Below are 18,757 nucleotides of genomic sequence, written 5' to 3'. Positions count from 1 at the left end.
GCATCACTGCTTAACTATCGTTATCACTAGGCCCACTATTTGCACTAATGTTTATAAAAAGTTCACATAAAACACCAAAATAACGCAAGAGAAAGGGCTTGCATGACTTTGTATTTATGTTATACTAATTTAAATTAACTGTTATATTATCATTTGACATTCAAGGAGGCGCTCAACTATGAAACAACGCCAAGCAACTGATCACAAAACCGACTATTGGACTGGATTTAACGGTGGCGATTGGCAAGAATCGATTGATGTCCGGGATTTTATCCAAGAAAATTTGACCCAATATGATGGCGATGAAGGCTTCTTAGCTGGACCAACCACCGCAACAACGTCTTTGAATGACACATTAATGGCCTTAAAGCAGCAGGAACGTGCGGCTGGAGGTGTCTTGGCCGCCGATAATAATATTCCAGCAACTTTAACTTCTCATGGCCCCGGTTACATCGAAAAAGATTTGGAACGAATCGTCGGTCTACAAACTGATCAGCCTTTAAAACGGGCGTTTATGCCGTATGGTGGTCTTCGGATGGCCGAAGATGCCTTAGAAGCCTATGGTTATCCTGCTGACTCTACAATGCGCCAAATATTTACCGAATGGCGTAAAACTCATAATCAAGGCGTCTTCGATGCCTATACTCCAGATATGAAAAAAGCACGTCATTATAAAATCATCACGGGTTTACCTGACGCTTATGGCCGTGGGCGTATCATTCCCGATTTACCGCGGATCGCTTTGTATGGAATCGACCACTTGATCGAGGCCAAAATTCAGGATCACGGCAATGTTGGTAATGGTGAAATGACTGATGCGGTCCTTAAATTGCGGGAACAAATTGCCGAGCAAATACGGGCGTTAAAGGGTATGAAAGTCATGGCCGCAAGCTACGGTCATGATATTGCGCACCCGGCTAAAACCGCACAAGAAGCCGTTCAGTGGGTGTACTTTGGTTATTTGGCCGCCGTTAAAACACAAAACGGCGCCGCCATGTCCGTTGGCCGCATTGATGCTTTCCTAGATATTTATATTCAACGTGATTTAGAGCAGGGCTTACTTACAGAAATACAGGCGCAAGAATTAATCGATCAGTTTGTAATGAAATTACGAATGGTTCGTTTTATCCGTACACCTGATTACAACGACTTATTTTCAGGAGATCCTATTTGGGCAACGCTTGCCATGGCCGGTATGGGTATGGATGGCCGCCACCACGTTAGCAAAACTAGCTTCCGTGTTCTAAAAACGCTGGAAAATATGGGTGCAGCACCGGAACCGAATATCACTTTACTCTGGGATAAGCGCTTGCCTGATGCCTTTAAACAGTATGCCGCTAAAGTTTCCATTGATAACTCAACGATCCAATATGAAAATGATAATTTAATGCGCTATCAATGGGGAACCGATTATTATGGTATTGCGTGCTGTGTTTCAGCACAACCGATCGCTGATGGTGTTCAATTCTTTGGTGCACGGGCCAATATGGCTAAAACCGTGCTTTATGCGATCAACGGTGGCCTTGATGAACTTAGTAAGGTGCAAGTAGGTCCGCCAGTTGAACCGATCAGGTCTGAATATATTGATTACGCTGAATTTATGGCTAAGTTCGACCGCCAGTTAGATTGGGTTGCAGACGTTTATGTAAACGCCCTAAATGTGATTCATTACATGCATGATAAATATGATTATGAGGCTGAAGAATTAGCGCTAAAGGATTCTAAACTGAATTATACCTTTGCCACCGGCATCTCCGGGCTATCGCACGCTGCCGACTCTATTTCTGCCATTAAATATGGACACGTGAAAGTTATTCGTGATGAAAATGGGATTGCTGTTGATTTTCAGGCTGACCAAGATTACCCCCGTTATGGTAATAACGATGAACGGGTGGATAATATTGCTAAAATGTTAGTCAAAAAATTATACGATAAAATGAATACCCATCATTTATATCATCATGCTAAATTATCGACCTCGGTATTAACGATCACTTCTAATGTTGTTTACGGAAAAAACACCGGAACAACGCCGAATGGTCGTCAAGCGGGTAAACCATTTTCACCAGGTGCCAATCCGGCTTATGGTGCGGAACAAAATGGCGCGTTGGCATCACTATTATCAACGGCAAAAATTCCTTATAAGTATGCAACAGATGGTATTTCAAATACTTTTGGTGTCACACCGCAAACATTGGGTAATACGGCCGCCGATCAACAGACAACTTTAGTCAATATGGTGGATGGCTACATGGAAAACAAGGGCATGCATCTGAACATCAATGTCTTCAACCGTGATACCTTAACAGCTGCACAGGCCCACCCAGAAAATTATCCAAACTTAACAGTACGGGTCTCTGGTTACTGCGTTTATTTTGCTGATTTAACTAAAGAGCAACAAGACGATGTTCTCGCGCGAACTTACTTTGAAACAATGTAACTAATCTGAATTAGCAACGGAGGACACTGATGAAAATTTTTGAGCAAAAGCAGGTGGGGACTGAACAAATACCACTTGGCTATGTCCATTCAATTGAAACTTTCGGTTCCGTTGATGGTCCAGGTATCCGGTATGTGCTTTTTCTGCAGGGTTGCCAAATGCGTTGCCAGTTTTGTCACAATCCAGATACCTGGCAGCAGGGAGTAGGGACTGAGGTAACGGCTGAACAGATTTTAACCGATGCTGTGCAATACCAAGCCTTTTGGGGCCAGCAGGGGGGACTTACTGTTAGTGGTGGTGAAGCCTTATTACAGATCGACTTTTTAATTGATTTATTCAAAAAGGCTAAGACCCGTGGAATTCGAACTTGTCTAGATACCTGTGGCCAGCCTTTCACTCGCCAACAGCCTTGGTTCAGTAGATTTGAAGAATTGATGCGTTACACCGATATTTCGTTAGTGGATATCAAACAGATCAATTCACGGAAACATAAGCAGCTAACGGGCCGGCACAACGAAAATATTTTTGCAATGTTGGCTTATATGTTAGCACACAATAAGCATATTTGGATCCGGCACGTTTTAGTACCGCAACGTACGGATTTTGATGTTGATCTTATCCGCTTGGGCCAATATATAAAAACTTTGGCTCCAATTGTCGATAAAGTAGAGGTACTTCCATACCATACAATGGGGGTGACTAAATATACTGAATTAGGGCTTGATTATCCATTAGGTGCAATTCGGCCACCAACGCCAACACGTATCAAAAATGCCGAAAAGCTATTAAACTGTGCAGCTTATACCAATTACCAGGCCTATCCAGGTTATCTTGAAGCATAATCGTGAAATATAGTTTATAATAGTAGCGTCTACTACCGCAGACTGATAAAATTGATCTGGTAATAGATGCTATTTATTTTAGATAAAAATTTAAACATTTAATCGTTTTCTTAAGTGTAAAATATTGTATAATGAAATGCAGTACGTTAGATTTTGCCTGAAAAAGTTTCCAAGAAAATAATTGTTATTTTTTAAAGCTTTAGGTTATTATTAGTATAAGCATACTAAAGGAGGACCACATTTTGAAAACCAAACAAGAAAATATTTTCTCATCAAAAACGCTAACTTATTTTCTACAACTGGCTGAAACGATGAATTATACGCAGGCTGCGCAATTGCTTGGCATTACTCAGCCTGCTTTGACCCAGCAGATCAAGAAGCTGGAACGTAGTGTCGAGGCACCGTTATTTTATTCAGTTGGTAAAAAATTACATTTGTCTGATGCTGGCCGCACCATGTTACAAACTACGCACGAAATTTATGAGTTACTGAATCAGGCAACTGATGAGATTCAGCAAACCACTAGTGCCACTCAGGGTAAGATTTCAATTGGCTTATTGGCTTCAATCGAAGATCGCGTATTAGAAGATTTTGCGATCCATTACTATAAAGAAAACCCAGAAATTGAATTAAGTTTCCATATGTTGACGCGTAAAGAAATTTGGGAACGTTTAGAAACTAACCAAATTGATCTAGCCGTCATGTATCTACCTGACGATAGTATTAAAAATTGGAAACCTTACAAGTCTAAACGCATTCTAAACGAAGACTTGCTTTTCTTGCATCATAACGAAAAATTAGCTAAGCGGAAAAAGATCAAGTACAAGGACACCATTGATAACAATTGGGTCACTTATCCAGAGCGTTATTACTTGAATTCCTTGATCAATGAATCTTATAAAAATCAACTGACGGATACGCCTAACATTGTGGCGCATTTTACAACGCCTAACCAGATTTTACGCTTTGCGCGTTCAACGCAAACGTATACCGCACTACCAAATTCCTTTGTTCAGGCCCATCAAGCTGACATTGATTCCTACGTGGCTTCATTTGATCCTGCTATTCGTTTTGACTTAGCCTTTGTTTTCCGGCAAGATAAAGATCAAATTCCACGAATTGCTAGCTTTTTAAAAGCCTTTGATGACTATATTGACGCTAAGGATTATATTGCGCGCCTGAAGGCCACTACAAAAGGTGAATAATTTATCAAGATTGCTTGTCAGCCCCCATAACTACCGTGCTATAATTAATAGTGATTGGTAGGATAAATGTAAGCGGGCGGGGAGCACACCTTGGTTGACCCTAAACTCACGCAAATAAGTTTGCGTGAGTTTAAATCTGCCAGAAATTGTTCAAAAATCTATTAGGGAGTGTTTTTTATATGAGTAAACAGTTAGTCTTTGGCCACCAAAATCCAGATACCGATGCGATTGTGGCAGCAATGGCTTATAGCTATTTGCAAAATCAATTAGGTGCGGATACTGAGGCAGTGGCTTTAGGCACACCTAATGACGAAACTAAGTATGTTTTAGATTACTTCAAAGCACAGGCACCACGAGTTGTGACCACTGTTGCTAATGAAGTCAAAGAAGTGATCTTAGTTGATCATAATGAAGCGCAGCAAAGTGTTGCGGATCGCAAGGACGTTCAGGTCGTTGCCGTAGTGGATCATCATCGCATCGCAAACTTTGAAACCACTAATCCTTTATACTACCGGGCAGAACCCGTAGGCTGCACAAGCACGATCATCACTAAACTTTTCCATGAGAATAACGTGGCCATTCCGCAACAATTAGCTGGCTTAATGTTATCGGCCATCATTTCAGACACATTATTGTTAAAATCACCGACAACAACTACTGATGATGAAACGGCAGTTAAGGAATTAGCCAAGATCGCTAATGTTGATGCCAATCAATATGGATTAGATGAATTACGTGCTGGAACTAATGTTGACAGCAAATCTGCGGCTGAATTGATCGATGCTGATGCTAAATCATTTACTTTGGCTGGTAAAAATGTACGGGTGGCACAAATCAATACGGTTGACGTTAACGATATTTTTAAACGGCAGCCTGAATTTGAAACAGCGATTAAAGCTGATACCGCCGCCAATAACTATGATTTATTCTTCTTGATGGTTACCAACATTTTGAATAGTGATACTGAGGCTTTAGTCATTGGCGATCCAATTGCACCAGTTGAAGCTGCCTTTAAACAAAAACTGAACTCACAACAACGGTTAGTTTTACCAGGTGTTGTTTCGCGGAAGAAACAAGTTGTCCCACAATTAACTGAAGCATTTGAACAACAATAATCAATTATCAAGTAAAACAGCTTAACTCAAAATAAGAGTTAAGCTGTTTTTTTAGTTAAAAGTAGCTAGTTTGGGCGAATAAAACAGCTAATACGCTACTTTGTATAATATATATTATGTAAACTAGTATTATTTAACGACAATCTAATTACTTAATTCCAACTTTTTTAAAGCCGCCCTCTTGCTATAAACTAATTTTCACCTAAATAAAAAGACACTCATTTAGTGTCTTTAAGCTAAATTAATTCGTCTTTGATCCAACCAATAGCAATTGCTTTTTCACCTAAGTGTGCACCAACTACCGGTCCAAAATAGCTGATATCAAATTTCACTTGGGGGTATTTGGCTGCTAACTGATCCCGCCACTCAATTGCTGCCGGTTCATCATTAGCGTGGATCACATAAGCATGAATCGGATAATCGGTTCGTTGTACAGCCTGAGCAAATAGTTCCTCAACCCGTGCATAAGCTTTCTTAAGCGAACGAATTTTTTCAAAGGCTACAATTTTATGTGATTGATCATCAAAAGTCAAAATCGGTTTAATTCGCAACATGCTGCCAAGAAATGCTGATGCATTAGATAAACGACCGCCACGAACCAAATTTTGTAGGTCATTGACAATAAAATACTCATCAGTTGTTTCGCGTAAAGCATCTAAACGCGCCAAAATTTCCTCAACTGTTTTGCCTTTTTTAGCCATTTTAGCAGCAGTTAGAACCATTTCGCCCATTAAGATCACGGTAATTTGAGAATCGTATGGAATCACATGTGTATTTTTGACTAACTGAGCAGCATTTTTAAGGTTATTAACAAAACCGGAAATTGTACTGGCTAAATGAATGCTGATCACAGTATCATAGCCTTGATCGCCTAAATTCTGGTATAAAGCGACCATTTGCCCAATCGAAGGTTGCGCCGTACTGGGAAAGTTTTCAGATTGGCGCAATTTTTCATAAAAATCAGCGGAAGAGATGTCAACACCTTCATTATAGGTTTGACCATCTAGAATTACAGGTAATGGGACAACCGTAATTTCATTTTCATCGATCAATTGCTGGGGTAAGTACGCTGTACTGTCCGTCACAACAGCAATTTTCATAATAGGACACCTACTTTAATGTTTTCATTATCTAAATAACTATACCATAATATTAACTAACTCACATCCGAAACTGCTAAATTCTCATTGCCCTGTCACCCTGCTACTCACCCACCTCCAACAAATTTGCAGTGGGGCCTAGGCGTTTTGTACTGGTAAGTAAGCGGCCGAGTAACACTTTTAATAATTGTTGCTCTTCGACAGTCCAATTAGCTAAAATTGCTTGTTCAAAATTAGCACTTGCCTGACAAAAATATTGAAACTGTTTTTGCCCTAAAGTTGTCAAAGTGAAAATTCGTTTGCGGCGATCACGTTGATCTAATTGCTTACGTAACATTTTTTTACGAGTCAAGGCAGTAAGCTGCCGACTAAGTGTAGAAATATCCAGTCCAGTTAATTGCTGCAGCTGTTGCAAAGTTTGTTTTGAGACGGTTAAATAACTTAATAAACGAATATCGGCATGATTAAGACGCAGTTGCCGACAAATCTGGCGTTCATGCTGGCGTCGCTGCTGTTCAAATTCATGTAATGCGGTAAAAATGGGCTCGATGGCGATCACCTCCTAGCTTTAAGCGAATTTACTTGTATTCTACAATAGTTTAGTTGTAACTTACAAGTAAATTATTGGTTCTGCTTCTTTGTCACTAACTCTGAAAACAAGTATAATTGATAACATATTGATAAATATATGAAAGTGAGGCATCTTAAATGTCATTTGATGGTGTTTTTACCCACGCAATGGTCAATGAGTTGGCCCCCTTATTAACTGGTGGCCGGGTTGCTCGGATCAGCCAACCCTATCCTAATGAATTAATTTTAACTGTGCGCGCTAAACGCCACAATTATCCATTATTGCTTTCGGCTCACCCTAGTTACGCACGTTTACAAATTACTGAAATTCCCTTCGTTAATCCTGAAAAGCCAACTAATTTTACTATGACGCTACGTAAATATTTAGACGGGGCAATTATTAGCTCCCTAAAACAAATCGATAATGATCGGGTTGTACATTTAACTTTTACCGCACGTAATGAAATTGGCGATCAAGAAAACCTAGTTCTGATCATTGAAATGATGGGCCGCCATAGTAATATTATTTTACTCAATCAGGCTGATCAGCGAATTATTGACACAATTCGGCATGTTGCCCACGATCAAAATCGTTACCGCTTATTACTACCTGGCGCAACGTATATTACCCCACCACAGCAAAACGAGGCCAATCCTTTTACCACCGCTAAACCCCTTTATCGCGGATTAGCGACAACGGCCGATATTTTCGCACAAGCTAAGGAACTACAACAAACTTATCAGGGTTTTGGTTTTGATACTGCCTTGGAAGTGGCCACTCGCTTGGCACAGGCCACTGATCCAGTAACTGCTTGGCAGGACTTCTTTCAAACAATTGCAACTACGCCCCAACCCACGATCACTCACGATCCAACTAAGAAACAATTACAATTTTCAGCCTGCCCATTTATCAGCCAACACGGCACACGAACGGCCTATCCCAGTTTAAGCGACCTGTTAGATCATTTTTACCGTGATAAAGCACAATTAGATCGTGTTCACCAACAAGGCAGCGATTTGATTCGGTTAGTTCAAAATGAATTGAAAAAAAATAAGAAAAAATATCGTAAACTGCAACAAACATTGGCAGCATCAGAAAAAGCCGATACTTACCGAATCAAAGGCGAAATCTTGACAACGTATTTACATCAAGTTAAACGCGGCATGACCTCAATCACTTTACCTAATTTCTACGCAGATGAAGCGCCGTTAAAAATCAGTTTATCCAACCAACTCTCACCTTCCAAAAATGCCCAAAAATACTTTACTAAGTATCAAAAGCTTAAGAATTCAGTGCATTTCGTTAATGAACAGTTAACAACAACACAACAAGAAATTGACTACTTTCAAGGTATTTTAACGCAGATCGATCTTGCGGCACCAAAAGATCTACAAGATATCCAGGCTGAGCTCCGCCAACAAGGCTATCTGCGAACTAAAACTAAGCAAAAGAAGCAGCGGGTTAAATTAAATCAACCTGAGACCTTCTATGCCAGTGACGGCACGAAGATTCTAGTCGGTAAAAATAATCTTCAAAATGATCGGTTAACTTTAAAAACAGCACGAAAAACTGATATTTGGCTACATGCTAAGGATGTTCCGGGCTCCCACGTGATCATTACTCAGGCCGATCCTAGCGAAACAACTGTAGTAGAGGCCGCCAATCTAGCAGCTTACTATTCAAAAGCACGGCTGTCAGCAAGTGTTCCGGTCGATACTGTGGCGGTTAAAAAGGTCCATAAACCTAATGGTGCCAAGCCCGGTTTTGTGATCTATACTGGTCAAAAAACCGTGATCGTCACCCCTGATGAACAATTGGTTCAAAAACTGAGTCAACGCTCTCAATAATATGCAACTAAAAAGACGGCCGACTAGCATGATCTACGCTAGTCGGCCGTCTTTAATTCATTTACCCCAATGCTCAGGATCACGCCGCCATTGATGTAATAGCTCGCGCTTTGCTTGATCGATCATACCAGAATCAATTGCTGTTTCTACTAAAGCCGTATAGTTAGTCAATGTATAGAAAGGAATTCCGGCCGCGGCAAAATTAGTCGTACTGGCCGCTAACTCATAGCTAAAAATACCGCAAACCCCTAAAACAATTGCGCCTTCATTTTGTGCTGCTGTTACGGCTTTGAGAACACTACCGCCAGTGGATATCAAATCATCGATCACAACGACCTTGGCACCCGCCGCAATTTTTCCTTCGATTTGGCGGCCTTGACCGTGATCCTTAGGCTTGGAACGAACGTAGATCATCGGCAGATCCAGTTGAGCCGCCACCCAAGCAGCATGCGGAATCCCAGCCGTTGCCGTGCCGGCGATCACTTCGACTTCTGGAAAATGTTGCCGAATTAATTGGACCAAAGCCTTAGCAATATGGCGCCGCACCCCTGGATAACTAATGGTGAGCCGATTATCGGTATAAATTGGGCTTTTAATGCCACTAGCCCAAGTAAAAGGCTGTTCTGGCCGTAAAGTTACGGCTTTAATCGCCAATAAGTCCGTAGCGATTTTAGTTTCAGTAGTTGTCATTTTGCTGCCTCCCAAAGTTGTTTGATCTGTAAATACGCCTTGACTGGATCAGCAGCCTGCGTGATCGGCCGCCCCACAACTAAGCGATCACTACCAAATTGGGCCGCTAATTGTGGGGTTACCACGCGTTGTTGATCATCGGCCTGTGCATTTGCTAACCGAATACCTGGCGTAATACAGAGAAAGGTTGAATTGGTCGCTTGTTTAATCGCCTGTGCCTCTAGCGCTGAACAAACGACTCCAGCTAACCCTGCCTGTTCGGTTAATTGTGCTAGGTGAGTGACACTATTTAATAATGTGCCATTGACTAATTGTTCTTGCTGCATTTGTGTTTGATTGGTGGAAGTCAATTGAGTGACAGCAATTAGTTTAGGCGGTATCTGTTGGCCGCGACTACCGGCCACTAACCCATTCTGGGCCGCCTGCATCATTTTGGTGCCCCCCGCCGCATGTACATTAGTCAAGCGCACCCCTAAACTGGCTAAAACCCGCATACTTTGTTCGACAGTATGGGGAATATCGTGTAATTTAAGGTCAAGAAAAACATCATGGCCGGCTGCCACTAAGTAACGAACAATATCAGGACCCGCACTATAAAACAACTCCATGCCAACTTTAACGTAAAGACGTGTTGTTGGCGGAAATTTAGCCAAAAAAGCTTTAACGGTTGCTTGGTCAGGAAAATCTAAAGCGATAATCGGTCGACTCATACTGGGGTCACCGCCATTTCTTGAATTAGGCTGGTTAAATCTTTGATTTGGTAACGATCCATTGTTTGTGGTAAAGCTTTAATGATATCAGGACAAGCCTGAGGATTGCTGAAATTTGCTGTACCAACTGCAACCGCACTAGCCCCAGCCATTATCAATTCTAAGGTGTCTTCTGCACTCATCACGCCACCCATACCGATGATCGGTAACCGTGAGCTTTGATGAACCTGATTGATTAACCGAACAGCTACTGGCTTAATGGCTGGGCCGGAAAGCCCGCCGGTACGATTGCCTAATAAAGGCTGGCGTGTTTTTAAATCAATTTGCATACCAACTAAGGTATTAATCATTGTGAAGCCTGCCGCTCCGGCAGCCTCAACGGCACGCGCAATCACCCGAATATCCGTCATGTTAGGTGATAGCTTAACGTAAAGTGGTACCTGGCTAACGGCACAACAAGCCTTAGTCAACGCATAGGCCGCCTCTGGATCGGTTCCAAATTCCATACCACCGTGGGCCACATTGGGACAAGAAATATTCAATTCGATGGCTTTAACATTAGGCACCGTACTGATTTGTTGGCAAACAGTGACATAATCACTTTCTTTAGCGCCAGCAACGTTGGCAATTACCGGTAAATCAGGATAACGCTCCGCTAGCCACGGCAATTTTTCGGTCATGATCGCCGTTAACCCCGGATTTTGTAAACCAATGGCGTTCAGCATACCGCTAGTTGTTTCAGCAACTCGTGGGGTTGGATTACCTGTTCGTGGCGTTACGGTGGCCGCCTTAATAATAATTGCCCCTAACTGGTTCAAGTCATAAAATGCCGCGTAACGTTGACCAAAACCAAAGCAACCGCTTGCTGGCATGATCGGATTCTTTAACTTTAATCCTGGTAATTCAACAGCTAATCGATTCATCAAATTGCCACCTTTCCCGTTGCAAACACTGGACCATCATCACAAACTTTATACAGCGCCTGCTGGTCTTCTGCCGGCACAACACAGGCATAACATTCACCTACACCACATGCCATTCGACTTTCCAGTGAAATATACGCATGGGGATGTTCTCGATAGCGATTGTTGACGGCTAGTAATAGTCCACGCGGACCACAAGCGTAAATCGCATCGAAATGTGTTGTCGCAAATTCGGCATCTAATAGCAGCCCTATGTGGCCATGAAAGCCGTATGATCCGTCATCGGTAGCATAGTGCACAGCTCCTAAGGCTCGGAATTCCGCTTCATAAAAAATCTGTTTTTGTGTACCAAAACCAATTGCACTTGTAACCTGCACACCCCGAGCAACTAACTGCTGGGCCAGATTATAAAGTGGCGGAATTCCTGTACCGCCGCCAATGATCAAAACATGTTGCTTGGTTTGCAAAAATTCAGTGGGAAACCCATTACCTAGGGGCCCAAGTGTATCTAAATTAGCGCCCACCTTTAATTGACTTAAGATACTGGTTCCTTGCCCCACCGTACGATAAATTAGTGTGAGTTGCTGCTTAGCCGCATCGACTTGGGTAATCCCAAAAGGACGGCGCAATAAGTAACGTTGATCCGGCACCAAAACATCGACGAACTGACCAGCCTGCTGCGCTATAGTTGCCATTTTACCTTGTAGCGTTAATTCAAAAACATCTGCTGTTAATTGCCGCTGTCTGCATACCGTTAGTTTTTCTTGCAACATGAAAAATCCTCCCACATTATAATGGTAACGTTGTAAATGATCGTGATTCGAGCACCCACAAAATTGCATTGGCCGTATCCAATGAAGTGAATAAAGGAATACCATGCTCAATTGCGGTTTGCCGGATCTGAAAGCCATCAGAGGCCACATCACGATCGGCGTCCATGGTATTGATCACTACCTGTACATGACCTTGATCCAATAACTGCAAAATATCTTGTTCAGCATCATCTTTAATTTTGGCAACGGTGCTGGTTTTAATTTTGGCGTTGGTAAAGTATTCTGCAGTCCCAGCCGTGGCGATCACCCGGTAACCAATTTCACGGAAACGCCGTGCTAAAGTTGCCGCCTCAGCCTTATCCTTGTCAGCAATTGTGAATAAAACTGTCCCAAAATCTGGTAAATGCAACTTACAGGCTTCAAAGGCCTTATATAACGCCTTTTCTAAGGTGGTATCACTCCCCATTACCTCACCGGTTGATTTCATTTCTGGTCCTAGTAGACTATCCACATTGTATAGTTTAGAGAAAGAGAACACTGGTGCCTTAACATGAACTAATTGGCCAGTTGGGTAAAGGCCCGCCTGATAGCCTAACTCGGCCAAGCTTGTCCCTAGGATCACTTGGGTAGCCACTTGTGCCATTGGAATACCCGTCACCTTGCTTAAAAATGGCACCGTGCGGCTAGCTCGCGGATTAACTTCCAGCACGTAGACCTTTTCTTGATGAACAATAAATTGAATGTTCATCATACCGACGCAATTTAAAGCCAACGCTAATTTTTGCGCATTAGTTACGATCTGCGCTTGAACCGTAGTAGATAATGATTGCGGTGGATAAACCGCCATTGAATCCCCTGAGTGAACGCCAGCACGTTCGATATGCTCCATGATCCCAGGCAACAAAACTTGCTGCCCATCGGAGATCACATCAACTTCACATTCCTTACCGACCAAATATTGATCGATCAGCACGGGATGATCATTAGAAACTTTTACGGCATCGCGCATATAAACTTCTAGATCGGCTTGCTTCTCCACAATTTCCATTGCCCGGCCGCCTAAAACATAACTAGGACGAATCAAAACGGGGTAGCCAATTCGATTAGCAATGGCTACCGCTTCAGCCTCAGTAGTTGCCGTAGCCCCAACCGGTTGCGGAATCGCTAAGTCTTTGATCACTTGATCAAACTCATCGCGATCTTCTGCCCGATTGAGATCCGTTACACTAGTACCAAGAATCTTGACGCCGGCATCTGCCAATGGCCCTGCCAAATTGATTGCCGTCTGACCACCGAATTGAACGATCACGCCCATGGGTTGTTCCAAATCAATTACATTCAGCACATCTTCAAACGTCAACGGTTCAAAATAAAGTTTATCGGAGATTGAGAAATCAGTTGACACAGTTTCTGGGTTATTGTTCATAATAATTGCTTCATAGCCAGCCTTTTGAATCGCCTTAACTGAATGAACCGTGGCGTAATCAAACTCCACCCCCTGCCCAATGCGAATTGGACCAGACCCTAAAACCAAAACAGATGGTTTTTTAGTCACTTGACTTTCATTTTCTTCTTCAAAAGTACTGTAGTAATAAGGCGTTTGCGATTCAAATTCGGCAGCACAAGTATCAACCATTTTGTAAACTGGCCAAATTTTAGCTTCACGCCGCATATCACGGAGCTGGTCAACTGGTAATTGCCATAATTGGCTGATTTTAACGTCAGTAAAACCATTGCGCTTGGCTTGTTCTAAAACGGTCAAATCACCTTTATTCGCGGTTAACTCCTGCTCCAGTTCAATAATATGCAGTAATTTATCAAGGAAGAAGATATCAATTTTAGTTAATTCGTTCAACTCTTCCAGACCAAAATTACGCCGCAGTGCTTCTGCTAAGTAGAACAGGCGATCATCTTGGGGATGCACCAATTTATCAGTCAGGTCGGCATCACTAACCGCAGTTAGTTCTGGTAATTCTAAATGAACGGTGCCAATTTCCAGTGAACGGACGGCCTTTAAAATAGATTCTTCAAAATTACGGCCGATCGCCATTACTTCCCCAGTCGCTTTCATTTGTGTTCCTAAGCGCCGCTCACCTTTGGCAAATTTATCAAAGGGCCAGCGTGGAATCTTGGTAACGACGTAATCCAAAGTTGGCTCAAATTCAGCATAGGTGGTGCCGGTGATCGGATTCATAATTTCATCTAACGTTAAGCCTACTGCGATTTTTGAAGCAATCTTAGCGATCGGGTAGCCGGTGGCCTTGGAAGCTAAAGCCGATGAACGAGAGACCCGCGGGTTTACTTCAATAATGTAATATTGAAAACTATGCGGATCCAACGCCAGCTGAACGTTGCAACCCCCTTCGATTTTTAAGGCCCGAATAATTTTTAAGGAAGCGTCACGCAACATTTGATTTTCTTTGTCAGATAAAGTTTGCACTGGCGCCGTCACGATCGAATCGCCGGTATGAATCCCTACAGGATCAATATTTTCCATATTACAAACAACTAATGCATTATCGGCGGCGTCACGCATAACTTCGTATTCAATCTCTTTAAAACCAGCAATGCTCTGTTCGATCAAAGCCTGCGTAATCGGTGATAACTTTAATGCATTAGTAGCGATCTCGATTAATTCGGCCTCGTTATCGCACATACCGCCACCAGTTCCGCCCATAGTAAATGCAGGACGTACGATCACTGGAAAACCGATTTTACGGGCAAAATTAACTGCCGCGGCAACTGTAGTCACACTAAGTGATTCGGGAATCGGTTCTTGAAGTTGCTGCATTAGATTTTTAAATAATTCCCGATCTTCAGCCTGATCAATAGCATCAAGTTTAGTACCCAATAATTGAATATTAAGCTCATCTAAAATACCGGCAGAAGATAACTCCATCGCCATATTTAAGCCTTGCTGTCCGCCTAAGGTAGGCAAAATGGCGTCCGGTAATTCTTTACGTAAGATACGCGTCACAAACTCCAGCGTTAGTGGTTCAATATAAACTTGATCGGCGATTTCCTTATCCGTCATGATCGTTGCCGGATTAGAATTAACTAAAACAACTTGGTAGCCTTCTTCCCGTAAAGCTAAGCAAGCCTGGGTACCGGAATAATCAAATTCAGCCGCCTGACCAATGATGATCGGACCAGAACCGATCACTAGGATTTTATGAATATCTGTGCGTTTAGGCAATATACTAACTTCCCTTCATTATAAACCTGCCGTTGTTTTAGCTAATTCCGCTTTTTAAAGGCATCGATCATTTCCATAAATTCGTCAAATAAATGTGTTGCATCATGTGGCCCTGGCGTTGCATCAGGATGAAATTGAACAGAAAATGCCGGGTAGTTACGGTGACGTAATCCTTCGATCGTCTGGTCATTGATCTCCTGGTGTGTCACCAATAAGTTGGCGGCAGCGACAGATGTTGGATCAACAGCGTACCCATGATTTTGCGAAGTAAAATCAATCCGCCCAGTCGCGATCTCACGAACAGGATGATTAAACCCCCGATGACCAAATTTCATTTTATAAGTGTCGGCCCCATTGGCTAAGGCAAATAATTGATGACCAAGACAAATACCGAATAACGGAATTTTACCCTGGATCCCGCGAATCATGTCCAGCGCTTCCGGCACATCTTTAGGGTCACCTGGGCCGTTACTGAGCATAACGCCATCTGGTGCTAAATCTAAAATTGCTTGCGCCGTCGTATCGTAGGGTAAAACGGTTAGATTACATTGGCGTTTAGATAGTTCGCGTAATACACTGTGCTTCAAGCCAAAGTCGATCACGACTACATTCCGACCAGTGGCAGGACTTGGATAAGGCTTGGTAGTAGAAACCTGTTGTACTTGGTTTTTAGGCATCACTAACGCGTTTAATTGATCAAAAGCGTGATCATCAACGGTATCAACAATGCTAGCTTTCATTGTACCTTCCGTTCGTAAACGACGGGTTAGGCGCCGTGTGTCAATGCCACTGATACCAGGAATATGTTTGCGCTGTAAAAATTCGTCCAACGACATCTGATTGCGCCAATTGCTGGCCCGGCGAGCAACTTCATGGACCACCACGCCTTTACAAGTTGGCGCAATTGATTCGTAATCATCACGATTGATACCGTAGTTCCCGATCAACGGATAAGTAAAGGTAATAATTTGACCATTATAGGATTGATCAGTAATTGTTTCCTGATAGCCGGTCATACCAGTGTTAAAAACAACTTCCCCAGTGGTGGTCAGCGGCGCGCCAAACCCTTCTCCGGCAAAAACCGAACCATCAGCTAATATTAAGTAACGTTTCATTTTAGGTCACCTCTCTGATAAACGATTTGGCCGGCAACCATAGTGATCACCGTAACGCCATAAACTTGTTGGTCAATAAAGGGCGTGTTTTTACCTTTGGAAACTAAACTGGCCGCAGTGATCTGCTCATGCTGTTTCAAAGCAAACACCGCCAAATCGGCTACTTGTCCGACCTTTAATTGCCCGCAGGTACTTAAGTTGAAAATACTAGCAGGTTGCAAACTGAGCCAGCCTATAAGTTGTTTCAACGTGAAAATTCGCGTTTTAACAAAATTAGTGTACAGCAAACTGAAAGCTGTTTCGCTGCCAACAATTCCAAACGGTGCTTGGCGCATACTTTGTTGTTTTTCTGCAGTGCCGTGTGGGGCGTGATCGGTAGCAATACAGTCGATGGTGCCGTCTAATAGGCCACCGATCAAGGCCTGACGATCACGTTCACTGCGTAAAGGAGGATTCATTTTATAATTACCCTGATCGCCTGGAATATCACGATCACTAAGAAGCAAATGGTGGGGGGTGACCTCACAGGTGACGTTAACGCCTGCCTGTTTAGCGCTGCGAATCATTTGCACTGACTCCGCAGTGGAAACATGACAAACATGGTAGTGAACACCAGTAGCCTGTGCCAAGACTAAATCGCGTGCCAGCTGCGCTGTTTCCACAACATTGGTAATACCTGGTAATCCCAAGGACTGAGCCTTGGTCCCTGCATTCATCACGCCACCATGTAATAAGCTATCATCTTCTACATGTGCGGCCAACGGTAAAGCTACTTTAGCCGCCGCGCGCATGGCCTGATACATGGTATCCACATTTTGAACACCAGAGCCATCGTTAGAAAAGGCAAAGGCACCAGCGGCCTTTAAGGCAGCAAAATCGACTAACTGCCCCGCCGTTCTTTGCTTCGTGATCGTAGCGTATTGGCCAATATGGACGCTACCTTCAGTGTGATTACGCGCGATCATTTGCTGGACCTGCTGCACATTGTCTGGTACTGGTGTCACGTTAGGCATTGCCCCAATAAAAGTAAAGCCACCGTGTGCTGCCGCAGCACTACCAGTTTTGATCGTTTCTTTATAGGTCTGACCCGGATCGCGTAAATGGACGTGTAGATCAACAAGTCCAGGACTAACAAAGTTACCCTGCAGATCAATCACCTTAGTCGCTGCTGGCGCTGCCAGTTTAGGGGCAAGTTCCTGAATCTTACCATTGACCACTAAAAGATCACGCTGTTGCAAGTCATCACCAATTAAAAACTGGCCATTTTTCAATAAATAGTTCATGCCAAGCCTCCCAATTGGTTGCCGCGCAGAACACTTTCAATCATTGCCATGCGCATAAAAACACCGTTGTGCATCTGTTCGACGAATCTTGATTGTGGTCCTTCAACTAATTCACTGGCTAGTTCAACGCCGCGATTGATCGGACCGGGATGCATGATGATTGCGTGTGGCTTCATTTGCGCTGCCCGGGCTAACGTCAACCCATACTGCTGGTGGTAAGCATCTTGATCGAATGGTGTGTCATCACTGTGGCGTTCATGCTGGACCCGTAACATCATCATCACGTCTGCCTTTGCTACTACGTCGTCCAGTGGTAAATACTGACCAAAGCGGTTAAATTGTGGATCATACCATGCTGCCGGACCGGAAAAATAAACTTGTGCGCCTAATTTTTGTAAGACTTCCATATTCGAACGCGCCACACGCGAATGATTTAAGTCGCCCACAATTGCGACCTTTAAGCCTTGAAAACCGCCGAAAGTTTCACTGATCGTCATCATATCCAACAAGCTTTGGGAAGGATGCTCACCGCTACCATCGCCAGCATTGATCAAGGCCACTGGTAAAGCCGGTTGATTCAATAACTTTTGATAGTAGGCATTTTGTGAGTGGCGGATCACCAATAAACGTACGCCAACTGAGGCCAAGGTTAAGCATGTATCGTAAAGTGTTTCGCCTTTGCTAACCGAACTAGCCTGGGGATTGAAATCGACCACTGACAGGCCCAAACGCCGTTCCGCCATTTCAAAGCTGGTATGGGTCCGGGTACTGTTTTCAAAAAATAAATTAGCGGCGTAAACCGGCGTCGTTAATTGCAAACCTGCTCCATGTTTAAATTCTTCTGCGCGGTGAATCAAGGCCTCAACGGTACGGACATCCAGATCACGCATTGAAACAAGTGCTGGTTGACAGGTTAAAGGTTCAGCAATCATATTATTTCCTCCTTA

The 18,757-nt window shown here is 43.1% G+C and carries 15 protein-coding genes; 5 read left to right on the top strand and 10 right to left on the bottom strand.

The genetic code is table 11. The annotated features are described in order from the left end of the window. Positions 1-178: 178 nt before the first annotated feature. From pflB to FFM78_RS08505, 4 genes are all read left to right on the top strand, one after another. Positions 179-2,440: a formate C-acetyltransferase gene (gene pflB, locus FFM78_RS08520; protein WP_137638021.1), complete on the top strand. Its 2,262-nt coding sequence runs from the start codon at positions 179-181 to the stop codon at positions 2,438-2,440. A gap of 29 nt (positions 2,441-2,469) precedes the next feature. After that, on the top strand, positions 2,470-3,282 hold the full coding sequence (pflA, locus tag FFM78_RS08515) for a pyruvate formate-lyase-activating protein (protein ID WP_137638020.1): 813 nt from the start codon (positions 2,470-2,472) through the stop codon (positions 3,280-3,282). A 242-nt stretch (positions 3,283-3,524) separates the two neighbouring features. Next, positions 3,525-4,487, top strand: a complete 963-nt coding sequence (locus tag FFM78_RS08510) for a LysR family transcriptional regulator (protein ID WP_137638019.1) — start codon at positions 3,525-3,527, stop codon at positions 4,485-4,487. A gap of 179 nt (positions 4,488-4,666) precedes the next feature. Then, positions 4,667-5,602, top strand: a complete 936-nt coding sequence (locus FFM78_RS08505) for a manganese-dependent inorganic pyrophosphatase (RefSeq protein WP_137638018.1) — start codon at positions 4,667-4,669, stop codon at positions 5,600-5,602. Positions 5,603-5,838: 236 nt separating this feature from the next. On the opposite strand, the gene fakB is transcribed toward FFM78_RS08505, so the two are convergent. Both fakB and FFM78_RS08495 read right to left on the bottom strand, forming a co-directional pair. Further along, positions 5,839-6,702, bottom strand: a complete 864-nt coding sequence (fakB, locus tag FFM78_RS08500; protein ID WP_137638017.1) for a DegV family protein — start codon at positions 6,700-6,702, stop codon at positions 5,839-5,841. 103 nt (positions 6,703-6,805) lie between these two features. Beyond that, a complete protein-coding gene (locus FFM78_RS08495) occupies positions 6,806-7,261 on the bottom strand; it encodes a MarR family winged helix-turn-helix transcriptional regulator (protein ID WP_137638016.1) in 456 nt (151 codons plus the stop codon). A gap of 149 nt (positions 7,262-7,410) precedes the next feature. Here FFM78_RS08495 and FFM78_RS08490 point away from each other — a divergent pair, with 149 nt between their 5' ends. Further along, positions 7,411-9,120, top strand: a complete 1,710-nt coding sequence (locus FFM78_RS08490) for an NFACT RNA binding domain-containing protein (protein ID WP_137638015.1) — start codon at positions 7,411-7,413, stop codon at positions 9,118-9,120. 57 nt (positions 9,121-9,177) lie between these two features. On the opposite strand, the gene pyrE is transcribed toward FFM78_RS08490, so the two are convergent. The 8 genes from pyrE to FFM78_RS08450 are packed head-to-tail and all read right to left on the bottom strand — an operon-like array spanning position 9,178 to position 18,742. Beyond that, positions 9,178-9,810 (bottom strand): orotate phosphoribosyltransferase, encoded by a 633-nt coding sequence (gene pyrE / locus FFM78_RS08485; protein ID WP_137638014.1) that lies wholly within the window; start codon positions 9,808-9,810, stop codon positions 9,178-9,180. Beyond that, the gene (gene pyrF, locus FFM78_RS08480) at positions 9,807-10,520 is read right to left on the bottom strand and encodes an orotidine-5'-phosphate decarboxylase (RefSeq protein ID WP_137638013.1); all 714 of its coding nucleotides are present in this window, start codon (positions 10,518-10,520) and stop codon (positions 9,807-9,809) included. The genes pyrE and pyrF overlap by 4 nt, the downstream gene beginning before the upstream one ends. Beyond that, entirely contained in the window at positions 10,517-11,443 is a 927-nt protein-coding gene (locus FFM78_RS08475) for a dihydroorotate dehydrogenase (RefSeq protein WP_137638012.1), read from the bottom strand. The genes pyrF and FFM78_RS08475 overlap by 4 nt, the downstream gene beginning before the upstream one ends. Then, on the bottom strand, positions 11,443-12,216 hold the full coding sequence (locus FFM78_RS08470; protein WP_137638011.1) for a dihydroorotate dehydrogenase electron transfer subunit: 774 nt from the start codon (positions 12,214-12,216) through the stop codon (positions 11,443-11,445). The genes FFM78_RS08475 and FFM78_RS08470 overlap by 1 nt, the downstream gene beginning before the upstream one ends. 16 nt (positions 12,217-12,232) lie before the next feature. Next, the gene (gene carB, locus FFM78_RS08465; protein WP_137638010.1) at positions 12,233-15,412 is read right to left on the bottom strand and encodes a carbamoyl-phosphate synthase large subunit; all 3,180 of its coding nucleotides are present in this window, start codon (positions 15,410-15,412) and stop codon (positions 12,233-12,235) included. A gap of 41 nt (positions 15,413-15,453) precedes the next feature. Beyond that, a complete protein-coding gene (locus tag FFM78_RS08460; protein WP_137638009.1) occupies positions 15,454-16,527 on the bottom strand; it encodes a carbamoyl phosphate synthase small subunit in 1,074 nt (357 codons plus the stop codon). After that, positions 16,524-17,810 carry a dihydroorotase gene (gene pyrC / locus FFM78_RS08455; protein ID WP_137638008.1) on the bottom strand — a complete coding sequence of 429 codons (1,287 nt, stop codon included), beginning with the start codon at positions 17,808-17,810 and terminating at the stop codon, positions 16,524-16,526. Before pyrC ends, FFM78_RS08460 begins: the two co-directional genes overlap by 4 nt. Next, positions 17,807-18,742 carry an aspartate carbamoyltransferase catalytic subunit gene (locus FFM78_RS08450; protein WP_137638007.1) on the bottom strand — a complete coding sequence of 312 codons (936 nt, stop codon included), beginning with the start codon at positions 18,740-18,742 and terminating at the stop codon, positions 17,807-17,809. Before FFM78_RS08450 ends, pyrC begins: the two co-directional genes overlap by 4 nt. Positions 18,743-18,757: the final 15 nt, after the last annotated feature.

The sequence above is a fragment of the Loigolactobacillus binensis genome (assembly GCF_005405165.1).
In the GTDB taxonomy this organism is placed as follows: domain Bacteria; phylum Bacillota; class Bacilli; order Lactobacillales; family Lactobacillaceae; genus Loigolactobacillus; species Loigolactobacillus binensis.
This window is presented reverse-complemented; position numbering and strand designations above follow the sequence as displayed.

What these genes read in the sequence shown, in the direction of transcription:
- pflB (WP_137638021.1), top strand. Translation starts at nt 179, where the DNA reads ATGAAACAACGCCAAGCAACTGATCACAAAACCGACTATTGGACTGGA.
- pflA (WP_137638020.1), top strand. Translation starts at nt 2,470, where the DNA reads ATGAAAATTTTTGAGCAAAAGCAGGTGGGGACTGAACAAATACCACTT.
- FFM78_RS08505 (WP_137638018.1), top strand. Translation starts at nt 4,667, where the DNA reads ATGAGTAAACAGTTAGTCTTTGGCCACCAAAATCCAGATACCGATGCG.
- fakB (WP_137638017.1), bottom strand. Translation starts at nt 6,702, where the DNA reads ATGAAAATTGCTGTTGTGACGGACAGTACAGCGTACTTACCCCAGCAA.
- FFM78_RS08490 (WP_137638015.1), top strand. Translation starts at nt 7,411, where the DNA reads ATGTCATTTGATGGTGTTTTTACCCACGCAATGGTCAATGAGTTGGCC.
- pyrE (WP_137638014.1), bottom strand. Translation starts at nt 9,810, where the DNA reads ATGACAACTACTGAAACTAAAATCGCTACGGACTTATTGGCGATTAAA.
- pyrF (WP_137638013.1), bottom strand. Translation starts at nt 10,520, where the DNA reads ATGAGTCGACCGATTATCGCTTTAGATTTTCCTGACCAAGCAACCGTT.
- FFM78_RS08475 (WP_137638012.1), bottom strand. Translation starts at nt 11,443, where the DNA reads ATGAATCGATTAGCTGTTGAATTACCAGGATTAAAGTTAAAGAATCCG.
- FFM78_RS08470 (WP_137638011.1), bottom strand. Translation starts at nt 12,216, where the DNA reads ATGTTGCAAGAAAAACTAACGGTATGCAGACAGCGGCAATTAACAGCA.
- FFM78_RS08460 (WP_137638009.1), bottom strand. Translation starts at nt 16,527, where the DNA reads ATGAAACGTTACTTAATATTAGCTGATGGTTCGGTTTTTGCCGGAGAA.
- pyrC (WP_137638008.1), bottom strand. Translation starts at nt 17,810, where the DNA reads ATGAACTATTTATTGAAAAATGGCCAGTTTTTAATTGGTGATGACTTG.
- FFM78_RS08450 (WP_137638007.1), bottom strand. Translation starts at nt 18,742, where the DNA reads ATGATTGCTGAACCTTTAACCTGTCAACCAGCACTTGTTTCAATGCGT.